The organism is Clostridium sp. chh4-2, assembly GCF_002899675.1.
In the GTDB taxonomy this organism is placed as follows: Bacteria; Bacillota; Clostridia; order Lachnospirales; family Lachnospiraceae; genus CHH4-2.
The window spans coordinates 281,129-298,455 of record NZ_PKUU01000001.1 but is presented as its reverse complement, the minus strand read 5'-3'; the positions used below and the strand labels follow the sequence as shown (position 1 = coordinate 298,455).

15 protein-coding genes and 1 riboswitch are annotated in these 17,327 nt (G+C 48.1%); all 15 genes read left to right on the top strand.

Annotated features, from left to right (window positions below; genetic code table 11):
* Positions 1-50: 50 nt before the first annotated feature.
* On the top strand, positions 51-1,064 hold the full coding sequence (locus tag C0033_RS01440; protein WP_347501009.1) for a TRAP transporter substrate-binding protein: 1,014 nt from the start codon (positions 51-53) through the stop codon (positions 1,062-1,064).
* On the top strand, positions 1,065-1,568 hold the full coding sequence (locus tag C0033_RS01435) for a TRAP transporter small permease (protein WP_103226077.1): 504 nt from the start codon (positions 1,065-1,067) through the stop codon (positions 1,566-1,568). It abuts the gene before it with no gap.
* Positions 1,565-2,872 (top strand): TRAP transporter large permease, encoded by a 1,308-nt coding sequence (locus C0033_RS01430; protein ID WP_103226076.1) that lies wholly within the window; start codon positions 1,565-1,567, stop codon positions 2,870-2,872. Before C0033_RS01435 ends, C0033_RS01430 begins: the two co-directional genes overlap by 4 nt.
* A 57-nt stretch (positions 2,873-2,929) precedes the next feature.
* Positions 2,930-3,006: riboswitch (glycine riboswitch) on the top strand.
* Between the two features lie 170 nt (positions 3,007-3,176).
* A complete protein-coding gene (gene gcvT, locus C0033_RS01425; protein WP_103226075.1) occupies positions 3,177-4,262 on the top strand; it encodes a glycine cleavage system aminomethyltransferase GcvT in 1,086 nt (361 codons plus the stop codon).
* A 19-nt stretch (positions 4,263-4,281) separates the two neighbouring features.
* Complete coding sequence (gene gcvH, locus C0033_RS01420; RefSeq protein WP_103226074.1) at positions 4,282-4,665, top strand: glycine cleavage system protein GcvH; 384 nt, start codon at positions 4,282-4,284, stop codon at positions 4,663-4,665.
* Between the two features lie 39 nt (positions 4,666-4,704).
* Positions 4,705-6,024 carry an aminomethyl-transferring glycine dehydrogenase subunit GcvPA gene (gcvPA, locus tag C0033_RS01415; protein ID WP_103226073.1) on the top strand — a complete coding sequence of 440 codons (1,320 nt, stop codon included), beginning with the start codon at positions 4,705-4,707 and terminating at the stop codon, positions 6,022-6,024.
* The gene (gene gcvPB / locus C0033_RS01410) at positions 6,021-7,448 is read left to right on the top strand and encodes an aminomethyl-transferring glycine dehydrogenase subunit GcvPB (RefSeq protein ID WP_103226072.1); all 1,428 of its coding nucleotides are present in this window, start codon (positions 6,021-6,023) and stop codon (positions 7,446-7,448) included. The genes gcvPA and gcvPB overlap by 4 nt, the downstream gene beginning before the upstream one ends.
* Before the next feature lie 27 nt (positions 7,449-7,475).
* A complete protein-coding gene (locus C0033_RS01405; protein WP_103226071.1) occupies positions 7,476-8,483 on the top strand; it encodes a lipoate--protein ligase in 1,008 nt (335 codons plus the stop codon).
* A gap of 15 nt (positions 8,484-8,498) precedes the next feature.
* The gene (gene lpdA / locus C0033_RS01400) at positions 8,499-9,887 is read left to right on the top strand and encodes a dihydrolipoyl dehydrogenase (protein WP_103226070.1); all 1,389 of its coding nucleotides are present in this window, start codon (positions 8,499-8,501) and stop codon (positions 9,885-9,887) included.
* A 269-nt stretch (positions 9,888-10,156) separates the two neighbouring features.
* A complete protein-coding gene (locus C0033_RS01395) occupies positions 10,157-11,164 on the top strand; it encodes a deoxyguanosinetriphosphate triphosphohydrolase (protein ID WP_103226069.1) in 1,008 nt (335 codons plus the stop codon).
* A gap of 16 nt (positions 11,165-11,180) precedes the next feature.
* Complete coding sequence (gene dnaG, locus C0033_RS01390; RefSeq protein ID WP_103226068.1) at positions 11,181-12,950, top strand: DNA primase; 1,770 nt, start codon at positions 11,181-11,183, stop codon at positions 12,948-12,950.
* A 38-nt stretch (positions 12,951-12,988) separates the two neighbouring features.
* Positions 12,989-14,107 carry an RNA polymerase sigma factor RpoD gene (gene rpoD, locus C0033_RS01385; protein WP_103226067.1) on the top strand — a complete coding sequence of 373 codons (1,119 nt, stop codon included), beginning with the start codon at positions 12,989-12,991 and terminating at the stop codon, positions 14,105-14,107.
* A gap of 38 nt (positions 14,108-14,145) precedes the next feature.
* Positions 14,146-14,835, top strand: a complete 690-nt coding sequence (locus C0033_RS01380) for a class I SAM-dependent methyltransferase (RefSeq protein ID WP_103226066.1) — start codon at positions 14,146-14,148, stop codon at positions 14,833-14,835.
* Entirely contained in the window at positions 14,825-15,625 is an 801-nt protein-coding gene (locus C0033_RS01375; RefSeq protein ID WP_103226065.1) for a Nif3-like dinuclear metal center hexameric protein, read from the top strand. Before C0033_RS01380 ends, C0033_RS01375 begins: the two co-directional genes overlap by 11 nt.
* A 24-nt stretch (positions 15,626-15,649) precedes the next feature.
* Positions 15,650-17,305, top strand: coding sequence for a nucleoside kinase (locus C0033_RS01370; protein ID WP_103226064.1), 1,656 nt, complete (start codon positions 15,650-15,652; stop codon positions 17,303-17,305).
* Positions 17,306-17,327: the final 22 nt, after the last annotated feature.

Below are 17,327 nucleotides of genomic sequence, written 5' to 3'. Positions count from 1 at the left end.
ATGACACGGTTAATTAGATTTAGAAAGGAATGGAGAGAGCATTGAAAAAGATATTAAAAAAAATAACAGCCATCGCCATGGCGGCCGTAATGTGTGCAGGACTTGCAGGATGCGGTTCTGTAACATCGGGGAAACGGATTATCCGTATTTCTCACGGACAGTCGGAAACACATCCGCAGCATTTGGGACTTTTGGCATTTAAGGAATATGTGGAAGAACGCCTGGGCGATAAATATGAAGTTCAGATTTTCCCCAACGAGATTTTAGGCTCTGCCCAGAAGGCCATCGAGCTGACCCAGACGGGAGCCATTGACTTCGTTGTGGCCGGAACTGCCAACCTGGAAACATTTGCCGGTGTATATGAGATCTTCAGCATGCCTTACTTGTTTGATTCAGAGGACGTATATAAATCAGTCATGGAAGACACGGACTATATGGAGCAGGTTTATGCTTCCACAGATGAAGCCGGATTCCGCGTGGTGACCTGGTACAATGCGGGAACACGTAATTTCTATGCTAAAACACCGATCAACACGCCGGACGACTTAAAGGGCAAAAAGATCAGGGTTCAGCAGAGCCCGGCCAGCGTAGCCATGGTAAATGCATTTGGGGCGGCGGCAGCGCCCATGGGATTCGGCGAGGTGTATACGGCCATCCAGCAGGGCGTGATCGACGGAGCGGAAAACAACGAGCTGGCATTAACCAATAACAAACACGGCGAAGTTGCCAAATATTACTGCTACAACAAACATCAGATGGTTCCGGATATGCTGGTTGGAAACCTGAAATTTTTAAACAGTTTAAGCCCGGAAGAATATCAGGTCTTTAAAGATGCGGCCGCTTTGTCCACCGAGGTGGAGATGAAAGAGTGGGATGACAGCATCGTGGAAGCAAAGCGCATCGCCACGGAAGACATGGGAGTGACGTTCATCGATGTGGATGTGAACGCATTCAAGGAAAAAGTCCTTCCTCTCCATGAAAAAATGTTAAAAGAAAATCCGAAAATTGCCGATCTTTATCAGCATATCCAGGAAGCCAATGAAAAAGCGAAAGGGGGAGAATAGATGGAAGCTCTGCATAATGTGAGAAAGATATTGATGAAAGTCTTAGGCCTGTGCATCATCGTTTTATTCATGATGATGACCGTGATCGGTACCTATCAGATTATTACCCGGTATTTCTTTAACCGTCCCAGCACGGTATCCGAGGAACTGCTGACTTATTCTTTCACCTGGATGGCCCTTTTGGCATCCGCCTATGTATTCGGAAAACGCGACCACATGAGAATGGGATTTTTAGCCGATAAACTGACCGGACCCGGCAGAAAATACCTGGAAGTGGCCATTGACCTCTTAGCATTTGCATTTGCCGGAGTGGTGATGGTATACGGAGGAATCTCCATCACCAAGCTCACCATGATTCAGACCACCGCATCTCTTCGCGTTCCTATGGGATATATCTATGTGATCGTTCCGGTGACCGGCATTCTGATTATGATCTTTAGCCTTATCAACGCCCTGGACATGCTCCATGGTGATTTCAGCGAACGGGGGGAAGCAAACGTATGAATATAGCTGTTGTCTGCGGACTGATTATTCTGGTCCTTTTAGTAATTATGCTGCTGGCCGGCGTGCCAATCGCCGTAGCCCTTGCCATCTCTTCGATCTGTGCCATCCTTCCCGTATTAAACACGGGAGCGGCCGTACTGACCGGCGCACAGAGAATTTTTTCCGGCATTTCCGTATTCAGCTTACTTGCCATTCCCTTTTTCATTCTGGCAGGAAATATCATGAATAAAGGCGGAATTGCCATCCGGTTAATCAACTTTGCAAAGCTGTTTACCGGGAGAATTCCGGGCGCTTTAGCCCACACCAATGCGGTTGCAAACATGCTGTTCGGAGCGATTTCCGGTTCCGGTACTGCGGCTGCTTCCGCTATGGGTTCCATCATCGGGCCCATTGAAGAGGAAGAGGGCTATGACCGCGACTTCTCCGCGGCGGCCAATATAGCAACGGCACCTACGGGACTTTTAATTCCTCCCAGCAATGTTATGATCACTTATTCTTTGGTGAGCGGAGGAACTTCCGTAGCGGCGCTTTTTATGGCCGGATACATTCCGGGAATTTTGTGGGGCCTGGCCTGTATGATCGTTATCTATTATTTCGCGAAAAAGCGCGGATACCGGAGCACGAAGAAATATACCATGTCTGAAAAGGTGAAGGTGTTCTTCCAGGCCATCCCGTGCCTGCTGATGATTATTATCGTAATCGGCGGCATTATCTCAGGTATTTTTACAGCGACGGAAGGAAGCGTTGTGGCGGTTGTGTACAGCCTGGTGCTGTCCCTGTTTTTCTACAAATCCATCAAATTCAGCGAGCTGCCTAAAATCTTCTTAGACAGTGCGGAAATGACGGGCATCATCATCTTCCTGATCGGCGTGTCCAGCATCATGAGCTGGGTTATGGCGTTTACAGGAATTCCAACCGCTGTTTCAGAAGCTATGCTGAGCATCAGCGACAACCGGTATGTGATCCTGTTCATCATCAATATTTTACTGCTGATTATCGGAACATTTATGGATATGACTCCGGCCTGCCTGATCTTTACGCCGATCTTTCTTCCGATCTGCCAGGCCCTTGGGATGAATACCGTGCATTTCGGAATTATGATGATCTTCAACTTGTGCATCGGAACCATCACGCCGCCTGTGGGAACCACATTATTCGTAGGTGTTAAGGTAGGAAAGACCAGAATTGAAAATGTAATCCGGCCCCTCCTTCTCTACTTTGCGGCCATCTTTATCGTCCTTTTACTGGTATCCTATGTGCCGATTCTGTCCATGTGGCTGCCGGGACTTTTGGGATATGTATAAAGAAACTTGATTTTCACCACAACATATGGTAGGATTAAAATACAAATTCATAATCGGTTGAAGAATCCGGGAGAGACTGGTTAACAGCGCCGAAGGGGAGAGAAACTCTCAGGCAAAAGGACCGGATTTGGACGAAACTCTGGAAAGGTGAATATGGCATTTTAACCATTGCCGTTAGCACCACCGACGAGGCAGCTTCGGAAAACCGAAGTAATCTTTCAGGTACGAAGACAGGGCATATAGCAATTATTTGCTGTATGCTCTTTTTTGTGTCTAAAATTTGTCAAACTTGAGGAGGTAGCACATGGAACTAAAAACAACATTGTATGACACCCATGTTAAATATGGGGGCAAGATTGTACCGTTTGCAGGATATCTTCTTCCTGTCCAGTACAAGACGGGTGTCATAGCAGAGCACATGGCTGTGAGAACGAAATGCGGCTTGTTTGATGTTTCCCATATGGGAGAGATCACCTGCATTGGCAGCGATGCTTTAAAGAATTTAAATCATCTTCTGACCAATGACTTTACCGGCATGTATGACGGCCAGGCCAGGTACAGCCCGATGTGCAATGAAGAAGGGGGAGTTGTGGATGACCTGATCGTATATAAGATCAGGGACGACCATTATTTTATCGTTGTCAACGCGTCCAACAAGGATAAGGATTTCGCATGGATGAAAGAACATGAGTTCGGAGACGCTGTATTTACGGATATTTCAAAGAGCGTGGGACAGATCGCCCTGCAGGGACCAAAAGCCCATGAAATCCTTCTAAAGATCGCCAAGGAGGATCAGATACCTGTTAAATATTACAGCTGCAATGCAGACGCCCAGGCGGCCGGAATGAAATGCATCATTTCTAAGACAGGATATACGGGAGAAGACGGTTATGAACTCTATATGGCGGCGGATCAGGCTCCGCAGATGTGGGAAGCACTTATGGCTGCCGGAGAGGAAGAGGGGCTGATTCCATGCGGATTAGGCGCCAGGGATACCCTTAGGTTAGAGGCTTCCATGCCGCTTTACGGTCATGAGATGGATGACGTGATCACTCCGATAGAAACCGGCCTTGGATTTGCGGTAAAGATGAAAAAAGAAGAATTTATCGGAAAACATGCCCTGGAAGCAAAAGGAGAGCCGTCCAGAAAGCGGGTTGGCTTAAAGGTGACCGGGCGCGGAATCATCCGGGAACATGAAACCGTCTATGCGGATGGAAAAGAGATCGGAATTACGACCTCAGGAACCCATTGCCCGTATCTTGGCTATCCGGTGGCAATGGCTCTTTTAGAGAAGGAATATGCCGAGCCGGGCACTCCGGTGGAAGCATTGGTAAGAGGAAGAAAGATCGAAGCAGAAGTTGTGGCACTGCCATTTTATAAAAGAAAATAAATAACAGGAGGAGTTTATCATGACATTTCCAAAGGAGTTAAAGTACGCAAAATCACACGAGTGGGTAAAATTTGAGGATGATAATACCGTGTTAATCGGATTGACCGATTATGCACAGAACGAATTGGGGGATCTTGTATTTGTGAATCTGCCGGAGCCGGGGGATGAAGTGACGGCCGGAGAAGCGTTCGGAGACGTGGAATCAGTAAAAGCAGTTTCCGATGTGTATTCACCGGTGACCGGAATTGTGGCCGAGATCAATGAAGAGCTGCTGGACAGCCCGGAATCCATCAATGCGGATGCATATGGGGCATGGTTTATCAAAGTGACGGATGTCAGTGATCAGGAAGAGCTGATGGATGCGGACAGCTACGAAGCATTTACGAAAGAGGACACCGAATAACGAAAACAGCGATTAAGGAAACGGCGAAAGGAGAAGGATATGGGGTCTTATCTATCCAATACGAATAAACAGCAGGAAGAGATGCTTAAAGAAGCCGGCTATGACAGTTTTGACGCCCTGTTTTCCCATATTCCCCAGGAAGTGATGTTAAAAGGGGAGATGAACATCCCGTCGGGCTGTTCGGAGATGGAAGTCCGGGAAAAGCTGGAGGAGATGGCTTCTTTAAACCGGGTGTTCAAACATATTTTCCGGGGAGCCGGGGCTTATCACCATTACATACCCGCAATTGTGAAAAGCGTTACCACCAAAGAGGATTTTGTTACCGCTTATACGCCGTATCAGGCGGAGATCAGCCAGGGAAATCTGCAGTCCATCTTTGAATTCCAGACTATGATCTGCGAGCTGACCGGGATGGACTGTGCCAACGCATCGGTTTATGACGGAGCATCCGCTGCGGCCGAAAGCATTTTTATGTGTAAGGAACGGAAGAGGGTGAAAGCCCTTGTTTCCGCCACGATGAATCCTCAGGTGATTGAAACCATGAAAACCTACTGTTATGGACGTGATACAGAGCTGATCATCGTGCCGGAAAAGGACGGGGTGACCGATTTGGAAGCTCTGGCTTCCCTGGCAGATGAGACGACCGCCTGTTTTTACCTTCAGCAGCCCAATTATTACGGGGTTCTGGAAGATGCAGAAAGCTGTGGCCGGGCGGTTCATGAAAAGGGCGGCAAATTTGTGATGGGATGCAATCCGATCTCCCTGGCGGTGCTTCAGACGCCGGCGGAATGCGGCGCCGATGTGGCGGTGGGAGAAGGCCAGCCGTTAGGACTTCCGCTGGCATTCGGAGGCCCTTATCTGGGATTTATGGCGGCCACAAAGGCGATGATGAGAAAGCTTCCGGGCAGAATTGTGGGAGAGACGGTTGACAGCGAGGGAAAGAGAGGATTTGTGCTGACCCTTCAGGCAAGAGAACAGCATATCAGGCGTGAAAAAGCCAGCAGCAACATCTGCTCCAACCAGGCGCTGTGCGCCATGACCGCGTCGGTTTATCTGTCGGCTATGGGAGCGGAGGGGCTTTATCAGGCGGCCGTTTCCTGTATGTCAAAAGCACATTATCTAAGGAATGCATTGGCAGAGGCGGGATTAAAACCGGTATATGATAAAGAATTTTTCCATGAGTTTGTGACGGAATGTCCTGTGGAACCAAAGGTTCTTTTTGATCATTTGGAGGAGAACGGATACCTTGGAGGGCTGCCTTTAAAAGACAAACGGATTTTATGGTGCGCTACGGAGATGAATTCCAAGGCTGAGATGGATGAACTGGCCCGTTTGGTAAAGGAGGTGTGCGCAGGATGAAACTGATATTTGAACGAAGCGTAGAGGGAAGAAGATGCAGCATTCTGCCGGAATGCGACGTGCCGGTTGTGGAACTTGGCGCAGCGGCCAGAAAACAGCCGCTCCATCTGCCGGAAGTGTCGGAAAATGATATCAGCCGCCACTATACGGAACTCGCAAAGGCCACCCATGGAGTAAACGACGGTTTCTATCCGCTGGGTTCCTGTACCATGAAGTACAACCCAAAGGTGAATGAGGAGACCGCTTCCTTAAAGGAATTCACCCAGATTCACCCTCTGCAGCCGGAACATACGGTTCAGGGCTGTCTGAAGGTGTTAAAAACAGCGGAAACAGTTTTTTGTGAAATCACGGGAATGGATCAGATGACATTTCAGCCTGCGGCAGGCGCTCACGGCGAGTTTACAGGCCTTTTACTGATTAAAGCCTATCATGATAAACGGAAGGATTTAAAGAGAACCAAGATCATTGTGCCGGATTCCGCTCACGGGACCAATCCGGCCAGCGCGGTGATGGCCGGTTTTGAGGTGGTTAATATTCCTTCACAGGAGGATGGCTGCGTGGACTTGGAGAAACTGAGAGAGGCTGTGGGAGAGGATACGGCCGGTTTAATGCTGACCAATCCCAATACGGTGGGGCTGTTTGATAAGAATATTTTGGAGATCACCAGGATCATCCATGAAGCCGGAGGGCTCAACTACTATGACGGAGCTAATTTAAACGCCGTTATGGGTGTGGTCCGGCCGGGAGATATGGGATTTGACGTGGTGCATTTAAATCTTCATAAAACATTTTCAACCCCGCATGGCGGAGGCGGTCCGGGAAGCGGCCCGGTGGGCTGCAAGGAATTTTTGGCGGAATTTCTGCCGGGGCTTAAAGTGGTGGAACAGGACGGTTATCATATGGAAGAATACGCTTCTTCCGTTGGCATGGTAAAATCCTTCTACGGCAATTTTCTGGTGGTCGTAAAGGCGTTAACTTATGCGCTGATGCTGGGGAAAGATGGCATCCCTGACGCTTGTAAGAATGCGGTCTTAAACGCCAATTACATCCGTGTGAAATTATCCGGAAAATACCATATGCCGTATGAGGAAACCTGCATGCATGAATTTGTGATGAGTCTGGAACAGGAAAAACACCAGATTCATGTGTCGGCTATGGATATTGCAAAAGCGCTGCTGGATTACGGCATCCATCCTCCGACCATGTATTTCCCGCTGATTGTGCACGAAGCGCTGATGGTGGAGCCGACGGAAACCGAATCGAAAGAAGGGCTGGATGAGCTGATCGGCGCATTTTTGGATATCTATGAAAAGGCAGAAAGCGATCCGGAATGGATTCAGGGTTCCCCGCATACCACCCGGATCAAACGTCTGGATGAAGTGGCGGCGGCCCGCAGTCCAAAACTGAAATATATGTTTGAATAAGAGCCGTATGGCGGATAAAGGAGCGGTATGATAGAGTCAATCAGCATAATCGAAAGCAAAGATACCAATCCCTACGGGAACCTGGCATTGGAGGAATATCTGCTCATGCATGTCCGTCCGGAAGAATGCATTCTTTACCTGTGGCAGAACCGGAAAACGGTGGTGATCGGGAAAAACCAGAACAGCTGGAAGGAATGCAGAATAGAACGTCTGGAGGAAGACGGCGGGTTTCTGGCCCGCCGTCTTTCCGGAGGCGGAGCGGTGTTTCATGATCTGGGCAATTTAAATTTCACATTTTTTGCTAGAAAAGAAAATTACGATGTGGAGAAACAGACAGAAGTGATATTAAAGGCGGTTCAGTCATTCGGCATCCAGGCAAAGCGGACCGGGCGCAATGACCTGACGGTGGACGGAAAAAAGTTTTCCGGCCATGCATTTTACCAGACCGGAGATTACTGTTATCACCATGGCACGGTGCTGCTTCAGGTGGACACGGATAAGATGTCCGAATATCTCAATGTGTCTATGGATAAGTTACGATCGAAAAGCGTGGATTCGGTGAAAAGCCGGGTAGAAAATCTGGTTTCCTATGTGCCGGATATCACCGTGGAACAGATGAAACAGGCGCTGATCCGCGCATTTGAACAGGTTTACCAAAAAAAGGCGGAACCGTTTTCGAAAGAAAGGCTTAATGATGCTGAGATCGAAAAGGCTCGTGAGAAGTTTTCCTCCTGGGAGTGGAAATACGGACGGAAAATCCCGTTTCAGTATGAAATTAACCAGAGGTTTTCCTGGGGGAACATTATGATCCGGCTGAATGTAAACGGCGGGAAGATTCAGGAAGCGGCGGCCTATTCCGATATGCTGGATACGGAGTTTACGGCAAAGCTGGAACAGGCTCTTTGCGGCGTACCCCACCGGCAGAAAGATATGAGGGAAGCCGTGGAGGGGATTACATGCGAAAACCCGCTTCAGGAAACGGTCAAAGCGGATATCAAAGGCTGCTTTAAAGAAAATGAACAGTCCGTACCGTGACGGAAGGGAGGAATTATGGCAGAAAGTTATGATTTAATCGTGATCGGAGCCGGGCCGGGAGGATATTTAGCGGCGTTAAAGGCCGCTAAGCTGGGCAGGAAAACGGCGGTGATCGAACGTGAAAATGTGGGAGGAACCTGCTTAAATAAAGGCTGCATTCCCACTAAATCCCTGCTTCATGCCTGCGAGTTATACAGGGAGATGGGGGCGGCAGAACGAATTGGCATCACCTGTGGTGAACGCATTCTTTGCAGCGCCGATGTTTGGAACCGTAAGGACCAGGTGGTTTCGGAACTGAGAAACGGTATCGCCCAAAGCCTGAAAAAAGCCAAGGTTGAGGTGATTTACGGACAGGGAACGGTGACCGGAGAAAAGGAAGTGACGGTTAGAAAGGAAGGCGGGGAACAGCAGGTTCTTTCGTGTGATAAGATCTTGATTGCAACCGGTTCCAGGCCGTCCATACCTCCGATTGCCGGAGCACAGACGGAAGGCGTTGTGGACAGCGACGGTATTTTAAATGGGGACGGAACCATTTATCCGCGTTTTGTCATTATCGGAGGCGGAGTGATCGGCATGGAGATGGCTACGATTTACAGCGATTTCGGCAGCCAGGTGACGGTCATTGAGGCCATGGACCGGATTCTTCCCGGAATGGATAAGGAGATATCCCAAAACCTGAAGATGATTATGAAAAAAAGAGGAGTGGACATCCATACATCCGCAGCGGTGAAGGAGATCCAAAAAACAGACGATGGGCTGGTCTGCCGTTATGAAGAAAAAGGCAGGGAAGCGAAGGTATGTGCGGACCGCATCCTGATTGCCACCGGGCGGAAGCCGAATACGGAGGAGCTGTTTTCCGAAGTGATGGAACAAAAAATAGAGAAAAACAGAGGATTCCTGGCAGTGGACGGAGACTTCCGGACATCCGTAAAAGGCATCTATGCCATCGGGGATGTGACAGGAGGAATCCAGCTGGCTCATGTGGCCAGTGCGGAAGGATACCGCGCGGTGGAGGCCATGTTCGGCCTGCCTTTTAGTCAGAATCTGGATGTAGTTCCCTCCTGCGTATACACAAGCCCGGAGATCGCCTGCGTGGGCATGACTGCGGATCAGGCGAAGGAAAAGGGCATAGAAGTAAAGACAGGAAAATATATCATGTCCGTGAATGGAAAATCGGTGTTGTCCATGCAGGAAAGAGGTTTTATCAAGCTGGTGGCGGGAGCGGAAAGCAAAAAGCTTATCGGAGCCCAGCTCATGTGCGCCAGGGCTACGGATATGATCGGAGAATTGGAGCTTGCTGTCAGCAAAGGAATGACTGCCGGGGATTTGGCAGAAGTCATGATGCCCCATCCCACATTTTGCGAGGGAATCGGGGAAGCAGCTATGGAATTGATAGAAAAATAACGGAATAAAGAGGAAAAAGATCTTCCCATACAATGATTTATCATATGGCGGGGATCTTTTTCTATTTGATGCTGAGCTATACTTTTTGCCATTTTTGTGATATAATTTAAATAATTTTCGGACAATGGAGAAGACATACTTACGGTATGTTGTGGTAAAACCGCAGATGTGGAAATATAATACATATAGGGAGATCAAGAAATACGAAGGATAAACCGGAAACTTTACTGATTTGAGTTCTGAATCCGCATGGGGAAAGGTGGGTTTATATGAATATCAGAGAATCGATTGAAGCTTGGGAAGAGGAATACCTCAGTCCATATGCATCACTGAGCAAGAATACCCTTGGAAGGGACAGGCCGGAGCCGCTCTGCGACATACGGCCGGTGTATCAGCGGGACAGGGACAGGATCCTGCACTGCAAGGCATTTCGACGACTGAAACATAAAACCCAGGTATTTCTGGCGCCTGAAGGCGACCATTACCGCACCCGGCTGACGCACACGCTGGAGGTGGCCCAGATTGCCAGGACCATTGCGAAAGCGCTCCGTTTGAATGAAGATCTGACGGAGGCCATCGCACTTGGCCACGATCTCGGCCATACGCCGTTCGGACATTCGGGAGAAGCCATTCTGGACAGGATCTGTACGGAAGGATTTGCCCATTATGAGCAGAGCGTCCGCGTGGTGGAGGTATTGGAGAAAAAGGGAGAGGGGCTGAATCTGACAAAAGAGGTCAGGGACGGCATTTTAAATCACAGGACCGCAGGCCATCCGTCCACTCTGGAAGGATGCATTGTCAGGCTGTCGGATAAGATCGCGTATATCAACCACGATATTGACGATGCGATCCGCGCGCAGATTTTTGTGGAATCAGACCTTCCGTGTGAATATACGGATCTTTTGGGTCACAGCGTCAGGGAGCGTCTCAATACCATGATTCACGACATCATCGGCCACAGCATGAACAAACCGGAGATTACCATGTCGCCCGGTATGGAAGAGGCGATGAAGGGGCTTCGCAAATGGATGTTTGACAATGTATATAGAAGCGATATTCCAAAGGCGGAAGAGGGAAAGGCGCAGCAGTTAATCGTGAACCTGTACCAATATTATCTGGAACATTTAGATAAGCTTCCGGAAGAATATTTCTGTATGATGGAATCCAGAGGAGAAAAGGCGGAGCGGGTGGTCTGCGACTATATCGCCGGCATGAGCGATATCTACGCCATCGATAAATTTGAGGAATTATTTGTGCCAAAGGCATGGAAAGCATAGAGAAAGGAGTTACTTCATGTACTATCCGGAAGACATTGTTGAGGAAGTAAGGGCGAGAAATGACATTGTAGATGTGATTTCTGGATATGTAAAATTACAAAAAAAGGGAAGCAACTATTTTGGATTATGTCCTTTTCATAGTGAGAAGTCTCCGTCGTTTTCCGTATCACCGGCCAAGCAGATGTACTATTGCTTCGGCTGCGGGGCAGGTGGGAATGTAATTACATTTATTATGGAATATGAAAATTATTCCTTTACAGAAGCGCTCCGGATGCTGGCCGACCGGGCCGGAGTGGAGCTGCCGACTATGGAATATGATAAAGAGGCAAGAGAGCAGGCGGATTTAAGATCCACGCTGTTAGAGATCAATAAGACGGCTGCCAATTATTTTTATTATCAGCTGAAACAGCCCCAGGGCCAGATCGGATACCAGTATCTGAAGGACCGGAAGCTGAGCGATGAGACGATCACGCGGTTTGGCTTGGGTTTTGCCAATAAGACAAGCGATGACCTGTACCGCTATTTAAAATCCAAAGGATATAAAGACCAGATTTTAAAGGAGACAGGCCTGGTAAATATTGAAGAGCGGGGAACGTATGACAAGTTCTGGAACCGCGTCATGTTTCCCATCCTGGATGTGAACAACCGGGTGATCGGTTTTGGGGGACGCGTGATGGGAGACGGCACTCCTAAATATCTAAACTCCCCGGAGACAAAGCTGTTTGATAAGAGCCGGAACCTTTACGGGCTCAATTATGCCAGGACTTCCAGAGAGAAGTTCATTTTAATCTGCGAGGGATATATGGATGTGATCGCCATGCATCAGGCCGGATTTACCAATGCGGTGGCTTCTTTGGGAACTGCGTTTACCACCCAGCATGCGGCGCTTTTAAAACGCTACACGGATCAGGTAATCCTGACTTATGACAGCGACGGTGCGGGAGTTAAGGCTGCGCTTCGCGCGATCCCGATTCTGAAATCCGTCGGAATGTCCATTAAAGTGCTGAATATGCAGCCATATAAAGACCCGGACGAATTTATGAAAAATCTGGGGCCGGAAGCGTTCCGGGAACGGATTGAACAGGCGAAGAACAGTTTTATGTATGAGATCGATGTAATTAAGAAGAATTACAGCATGGACGACCCGGAACAGAAGACCCAGTTTTACAATGAAGTGGCTAAAAAGCTGTTGGAATTCCCGGAAGCGCTGGAGAGGGATAATTATCTGCAGGCAGTTTCCAGAGAACATTTTATCAATTATGAGGATTTAAGGCAGCTGGTTAACCGCCTGGGAAACCGCATTGTACCGGGCGCAGTGAAAGATGAAACCTATAAAAAAGAGAAGATCAGGCCGACAAAGGCAGAAAAAGAAGATGGAACGAAAAAGTCCCAGCGTCTGCTGCTCACTTGGCTGATTGAAAATCCATCCCTGTTTGAACGTATTGAGAATATTATTACGCCGTCTGATTTTATCGAGGATTTGTACCATCAGGTAGCGGAGATGGTGTTTAAAGACCATGCGGAGGGAAAAGTGAATCCGGCCGGTATCCTGAACCGTTTTATCAACGATGAGGATCAGTACAAAGAGGTGGCGTCTTTATTTAATGCCAGCTTAAAAGGGGCTTTGGACGATGAGGAACAGAAAAAGGCATTTACGGAAACCGTATTAAAAGTGAAGAAGAACAGCCTTGACCATGCCAGCAGGAATGCTGGAGATATTGCGGAATTACAGCGGATTATCAAGGAACAGGCAGCGTTGAAAACACTGCATATTTCTTTTGATTAGGGCAACACTATTAGCAGGCTGTGGAGGGATGGAGAAACATGGACGAGAAGACATTAGGATTCGATGAAAAGCTGGAACTGTTGTTGGCAGAAGCGAAAAAGAAAAAGAATGTACTGGAAAATCAGGAGATTCTTGGTTTCTTCCGTGATGAAATTCTTGACCCGGATAAGCTGGACAAGATTTACGAGTTTTTGGAAAATAATAAAGTGGATGTGCTGCGAATCGGCGATGACGAGGACATTGATCCGGATCTGTTCATCGAAGAAGAGCTGGACGATGAGGAAGAGATCGATGTGGAGAACATTGACCTCTCTGTGCCGGAAGGCGTCAACATCGAAGATCCGGTCCGCATGTATCTGAAAGAGATCGGCAAGGTTCCTCTTTTGAGCACAGAGGAAGAAATCGATCTTGCAAAACGCATGAGCCTGGGCGATGAAAACGCCAGAAAGAAACTGGCGGAAGCCAATCTGCGCCTTGTTGTCAGCATAGCCAAGCGGTATGTGGGCCGGGGAATGCAGTTTTTGGACCTGATCCAGGAAGGCAATTTAGGTCTGATAAAGGCCGTGGAAAAGTTCGACTATACAAAGGGTTATAAATTCAGCACGTATGCGACCTGGTGGATTCGCCAGGCCATCACCAGATCCATCGCGGATCAGGCCAGAACCATCCGTATTCCGGTACATATGGTGGAAACCATAAACCGGCTGATCCGGGTATCCAGACAGCTTCTGCAGGATTTGGGACGGGAACCGCAGCCGGAAGAGATTGCGGAGAAGATGGAGATACCGGTGGAGCGCGTCAGGGAGATCATGAAGATATCCCAGGAACCAGTTTCTCTGGAAACCCCGATCGGTGAAGAGGAGGACAGCCATTTAGGCGACTTCATACAGGATGACCATGTGGCGGTTCCTGCGGATGCAGCTACCTTTACTCTGCTTCACGAGCAGTTGATGGAAGTGCTTGATACGCTGACCGAAAGGGAGCAGAAGGTGCTGAAACTGAGGTTTGGCTTAGAGGACGGCCGCCCCAGAACTTTAGAGGAAGTGGGAAAAGAGTTTAATGTAACGCGGGAGCGGATCAGGCAGATTGAGGCCAAGGCCCTTCGCAAGCTGCGCCATCCCAGCCGTAGCAAGAAATTAAAAGATTATTTAGATTAAGGATATAAAATACGCCGTTGGCAGAGTGAGAGGAACTTATGAAATTATCACGCAGACTGGAGCTGGTAGCTTCCTTTGTGGAACCGGGCAGCCGGATCGCTGATGTCGGGACAGATCATGGATATGTCCCGATCTGGCTGGTGGAGCAGAATACAGCTGTATCCGCCATTGCGATGGATGTACGGCCGGGCCCTTTGGAGCGGGCTCAAAAGCATATTAAGCTTCATGGATTAGAGGAGCGGATTGAAACGCGTTTAAGTGACGGCGTATCGAAATTAAATTCCGGTGAAGCGGACACCGTGGTGATCGCCGGAATGGGCGGAGAACTGGTAATACATATTCTGGAAGAGGGAAGACATGTGTGGGACAGTGTGGTAACCTGGATTCTGTCCCCTCAGTCAGAGCTTGACAAGGTCAGAAGATATCTGGAAGACCAGGGATTTTGTATTGTAAAAGAGGATATGACCTGTGATGAGGGAAAATATTATACGGTCATGAAAGTGATCCGCGGAACCATGAACCTTTCCAGGGATTCCTATTATCTCTATGGAAAATATTTGGCAGAACATAAAAACCCTGTTTTAAAGGAATTTCTCAAAAAGGAAAAATGCTTGTACCAGAATGTTTTAAAACAGCTGGAACTTCACGGGACAGAAGGAAGCAAAAGCAGAAAACAGGAGATTTTATTACAGTTACAGTGGATTGAGGAGATACTGAATGAGATGTGAACAGATCATAAACCTGTTAAACCAGCTGGCGGACGAGAACTATGCCTGTGAATGGGATAATCCGGGTCTGCTGGCCGGCAGGATGGACAGAGAAGTGAAAAAAATAGTGATTGCGCTGGATGCGACGGATGATGTGGTTAACTTGGCGGTGAGCCAAAAGGCGGATATGCTGTTAACCCATCATCCGCTGATTTTTAAGGCGGTTAAAAAGATTAATGACCAGGATTTTATCGGCCGCAGGCTGCTTGACCTGATAGAAAACGGAATTTCCTATTATGCGATGCATACCAATTTCGATATTGCGCCGGGGTGCATGGCGGATTTGGCAGCTGATTATCTGAAGCTTTCAGACTGCAGCGTTTTGGAGGTTACCGGACAGTCGGAAGACGGTGAGTATGGAATCGGAAGAATCGGAACCCTCCCATCGGAAATGACGTTAAGTGAGCTTGGAACTTATGTAAAAGATACATTTGGACTGCCGTTTGTGACCATCTATGGGATGGACGAGATCCAAAGTCCGGTTCGCAGAATCGCCGTATCCCCGGGTTCCGGCTCCAGCATGATTTCCCATGGATTAAAGGGACAGGCTCAGGTGCTGATTACCGGGGACATCGGCCACCATGAGGGAATTGATGCAGTTGCCGGAGGAATGGCAGTGATCGATGCCGGGCATTATGGTGTGGAGCATATTTTTATCGATTTTATGGCAGGTTATATTAATAAAATTACGGATGGGCAAATAGAGATTATAAAAGCGGCGCCGGCATTTCCGGCTGCTGTAATCGTATAGATTCAGAACAAAAGGAGGATGTGCATGGCGTTTGTGACAATCGGCGGTATAAAGAAAGAATATGAAGAGGGAACTTCTTATCTGGATATTGCGAAGGATCACCAGTCTGAATTTGAAAATGATATTGTGCTGGTTTTTGTAAACAGGAAGCTGGCGGAGCTCCACAAAAAGGTGACCGGAGACTGTACCATAGAATTTGTAACTACTGCGGATAAACCCGGGATGCAGACGTATCACCGCAGCGCAATTTTATTGATGCTCAAATCATTTTACGAGGTGGTGGGAGCTGAGAATATCGAAAAAGTGGCCATTGATTTTTCCCTTGGAAAGGGCCTTTTTGCACAGCCGAAAGGAGATTTTGTGCTGAACCAAGATCTTTTGGACCGGGTAAAGGCACAGATGCGGGAATATGTGGAAGCGGAGATCCCAATCATGAAGCGGAATGTCCATACGGATGAAGCGGTGGAATTATTTCATAAACACCGGATGTATGACAAGGAAAAATTGTTCAAGTACCGCCGTGTATCCAGGGTAAATATTTACAGCATCGGAGGATTTGAGGATTATTTTTACGGTTATATGGTTCAGAATACGGGCTATATCAAATATTTCGATCTGGTCTTGTATGACAACGGATTCATGCTGATGCTTCCGGACGTTTCCGCTCCCCAAAAGACGCCTAAGTTTAAGAAAAAGGAAAAATTATTCCATGTCTTAAAGGAATCCTCCGATTGGGGCGACCGCCTTGGAGTGCCCACGGTAGGCGCATTAAATGACATGATCGCCCACGGAAAGGCCAATGAGCTGATTCTGATCCAGGAAGCGCTTCAGGAGAAGAAGATCGGGCAGATCGCAGAACAGATCGTCGCACAGCCGGATAAAAAAATTGTGATGATCGCAGGTCCTTCTTCTTCCGGCAAAACGACATTTTCCCACCGCCTTTCCATTCAGCTGGAAGCGTTGGGGATGAAACCACACCCGATAGCTGCAGACGATTATTTCGTAAACCGGGTGGACAGTCCCAAAGATGAAAACGGCAATTATAATTATGAGATTTTGGAATGTCTGGATATCAAACAGTTTAATGAGGATATGACCAATCTTCTGGCCGGAAAAACCGTGGAGATGCCGCGGTATAATTTTATATCCGGGATGAGGGAGTACAAGGGAGACTATCTGACCCTTGGCAAGGAAGATATCCTGGTGATTGAGGGCATTCACTGCCTGAATGACCGCTTTTCCTATTCTCTACCGAAAGCGAATAAATTCAAGATTTATATCAGCGCGTTGACGCAGCTGAATATTGATGAGCACAACCGGATACCAACCACGGATGGACGTTTGATCCGCCGGATGGTCCGGGATGCCAGAACAAGAGGAGAAAGCGCTCAGGAAACCATAAGCAGATGGCAGTCGGTGCGCAACGGGGAGGAGAATAATATATTCCCATTCCAGGAAGAGGCGGATATCATGTTTAATTCTGCATCTGTCTATGAACTGGCTGTGCTGAAACAATACGCAGAACCGCTTTTGTTCGGAATTCCGAGAGATTCTGAGGAATATCTGGAAGCCAAGAGGTTGCTTAAATTCCTGGATTATTTCCTGGGCGTCAGCAGTGAGGATATTCCGAAAAATTCCATTGTCAGAGAATTTATCGGCGGAAGCTGTTTCCGGGTTTAAGGTGAGAACATAAACAAGCAGA

Excerpts from the sequence above, each read along its gene's own strand:
- C0033_RS01380 (WP_103226066.1), top strand. The coding sequence starts at position 14,146 with ATGAAATTATCACGCAGACTGGAGCTGGTAGCTTCCTTTGTGGAACCG.
- C0033_RS01435 (WP_103226077.1), top strand. The coding sequence starts at position 1,065 with ATGGAAGCTCTGCATAATGTGAGAAAGATATTGATGAAAGTCTTAGGC.
- C0033_RS01405 (WP_103226071.1), top strand. The coding sequence starts at position 7,476 with ATGATAGAGTCAATCAGCATAATCGAAAGCAAAGATACCAATCCCTAC.
- C0033_RS01370 (WP_103226064.1), top strand. The coding sequence starts at position 15,650 with ATGGCGTTTGTGACAATCGGCGGTATAAAGAAAGAATATGAAGAGGGA.
- dnaG (WP_103226068.1), top strand. The coding sequence starts at position 11,181 with ATGTACTATCCGGAAGACATTGTTGAGGAAGTAAGGGCGAGAAATGAC.
- C0033_RS01375 (WP_103226065.1), top strand. The coding sequence starts at position 14,825 with ATGAGATGTGAACAGATCATAAACCTGTTAAACCAGCTGGCGGACGAG.
- gcvH (WP_103226074.1), top strand. The coding sequence starts at position 4,282 with ATGACATTTCCAAAGGAGTTAAAGTACGCAAAATCACACGAGTGGGTA.
- gcvT (WP_103226075.1), top strand. The coding sequence starts at position 3,177 with ATGGAACTAAAAACAACATTGTATGACACCCATGTTAAATATGGGGGC.
- C0033_RS01430 (WP_103226076.1), top strand. The coding sequence starts at position 1,565 with ATGAATATAGCTGTTGTCTGCGGACTGATTATTCTGGTCCTTTTAGTA.
- gcvPA (WP_103226073.1), top strand. The coding sequence starts at position 4,705 with ATGGGGTCTTATCTATCCAATACGAATAAACAGCAGGAAGAGATGCTT.
- gcvPB (WP_103226072.1), top strand. The coding sequence starts at position 6,021 with ATGAAACTGATATTTGAACGAAGCGTAGAGGGAAGAAGATGCAGCATT.
- rpoD (WP_103226067.1), top strand. The coding sequence starts at position 12,989 with ATGGACGAGAAGACATTAGGATTCGATGAAAAGCTGGAACTGTTGTTG.
- C0033_RS01395 (WP_103226069.1), top strand. The coding sequence starts at position 10,157 with ATGAATATCAGAGAATCGATTGAAGCTTGGGAAGAGGAATACCTCAGT.
- lpdA (WP_103226070.1), top strand. The coding sequence starts at position 8,499 with ATGGCAGAAAGTTATGATTTAATCGTGATCGGAGCCGGGCCGGGAGGA.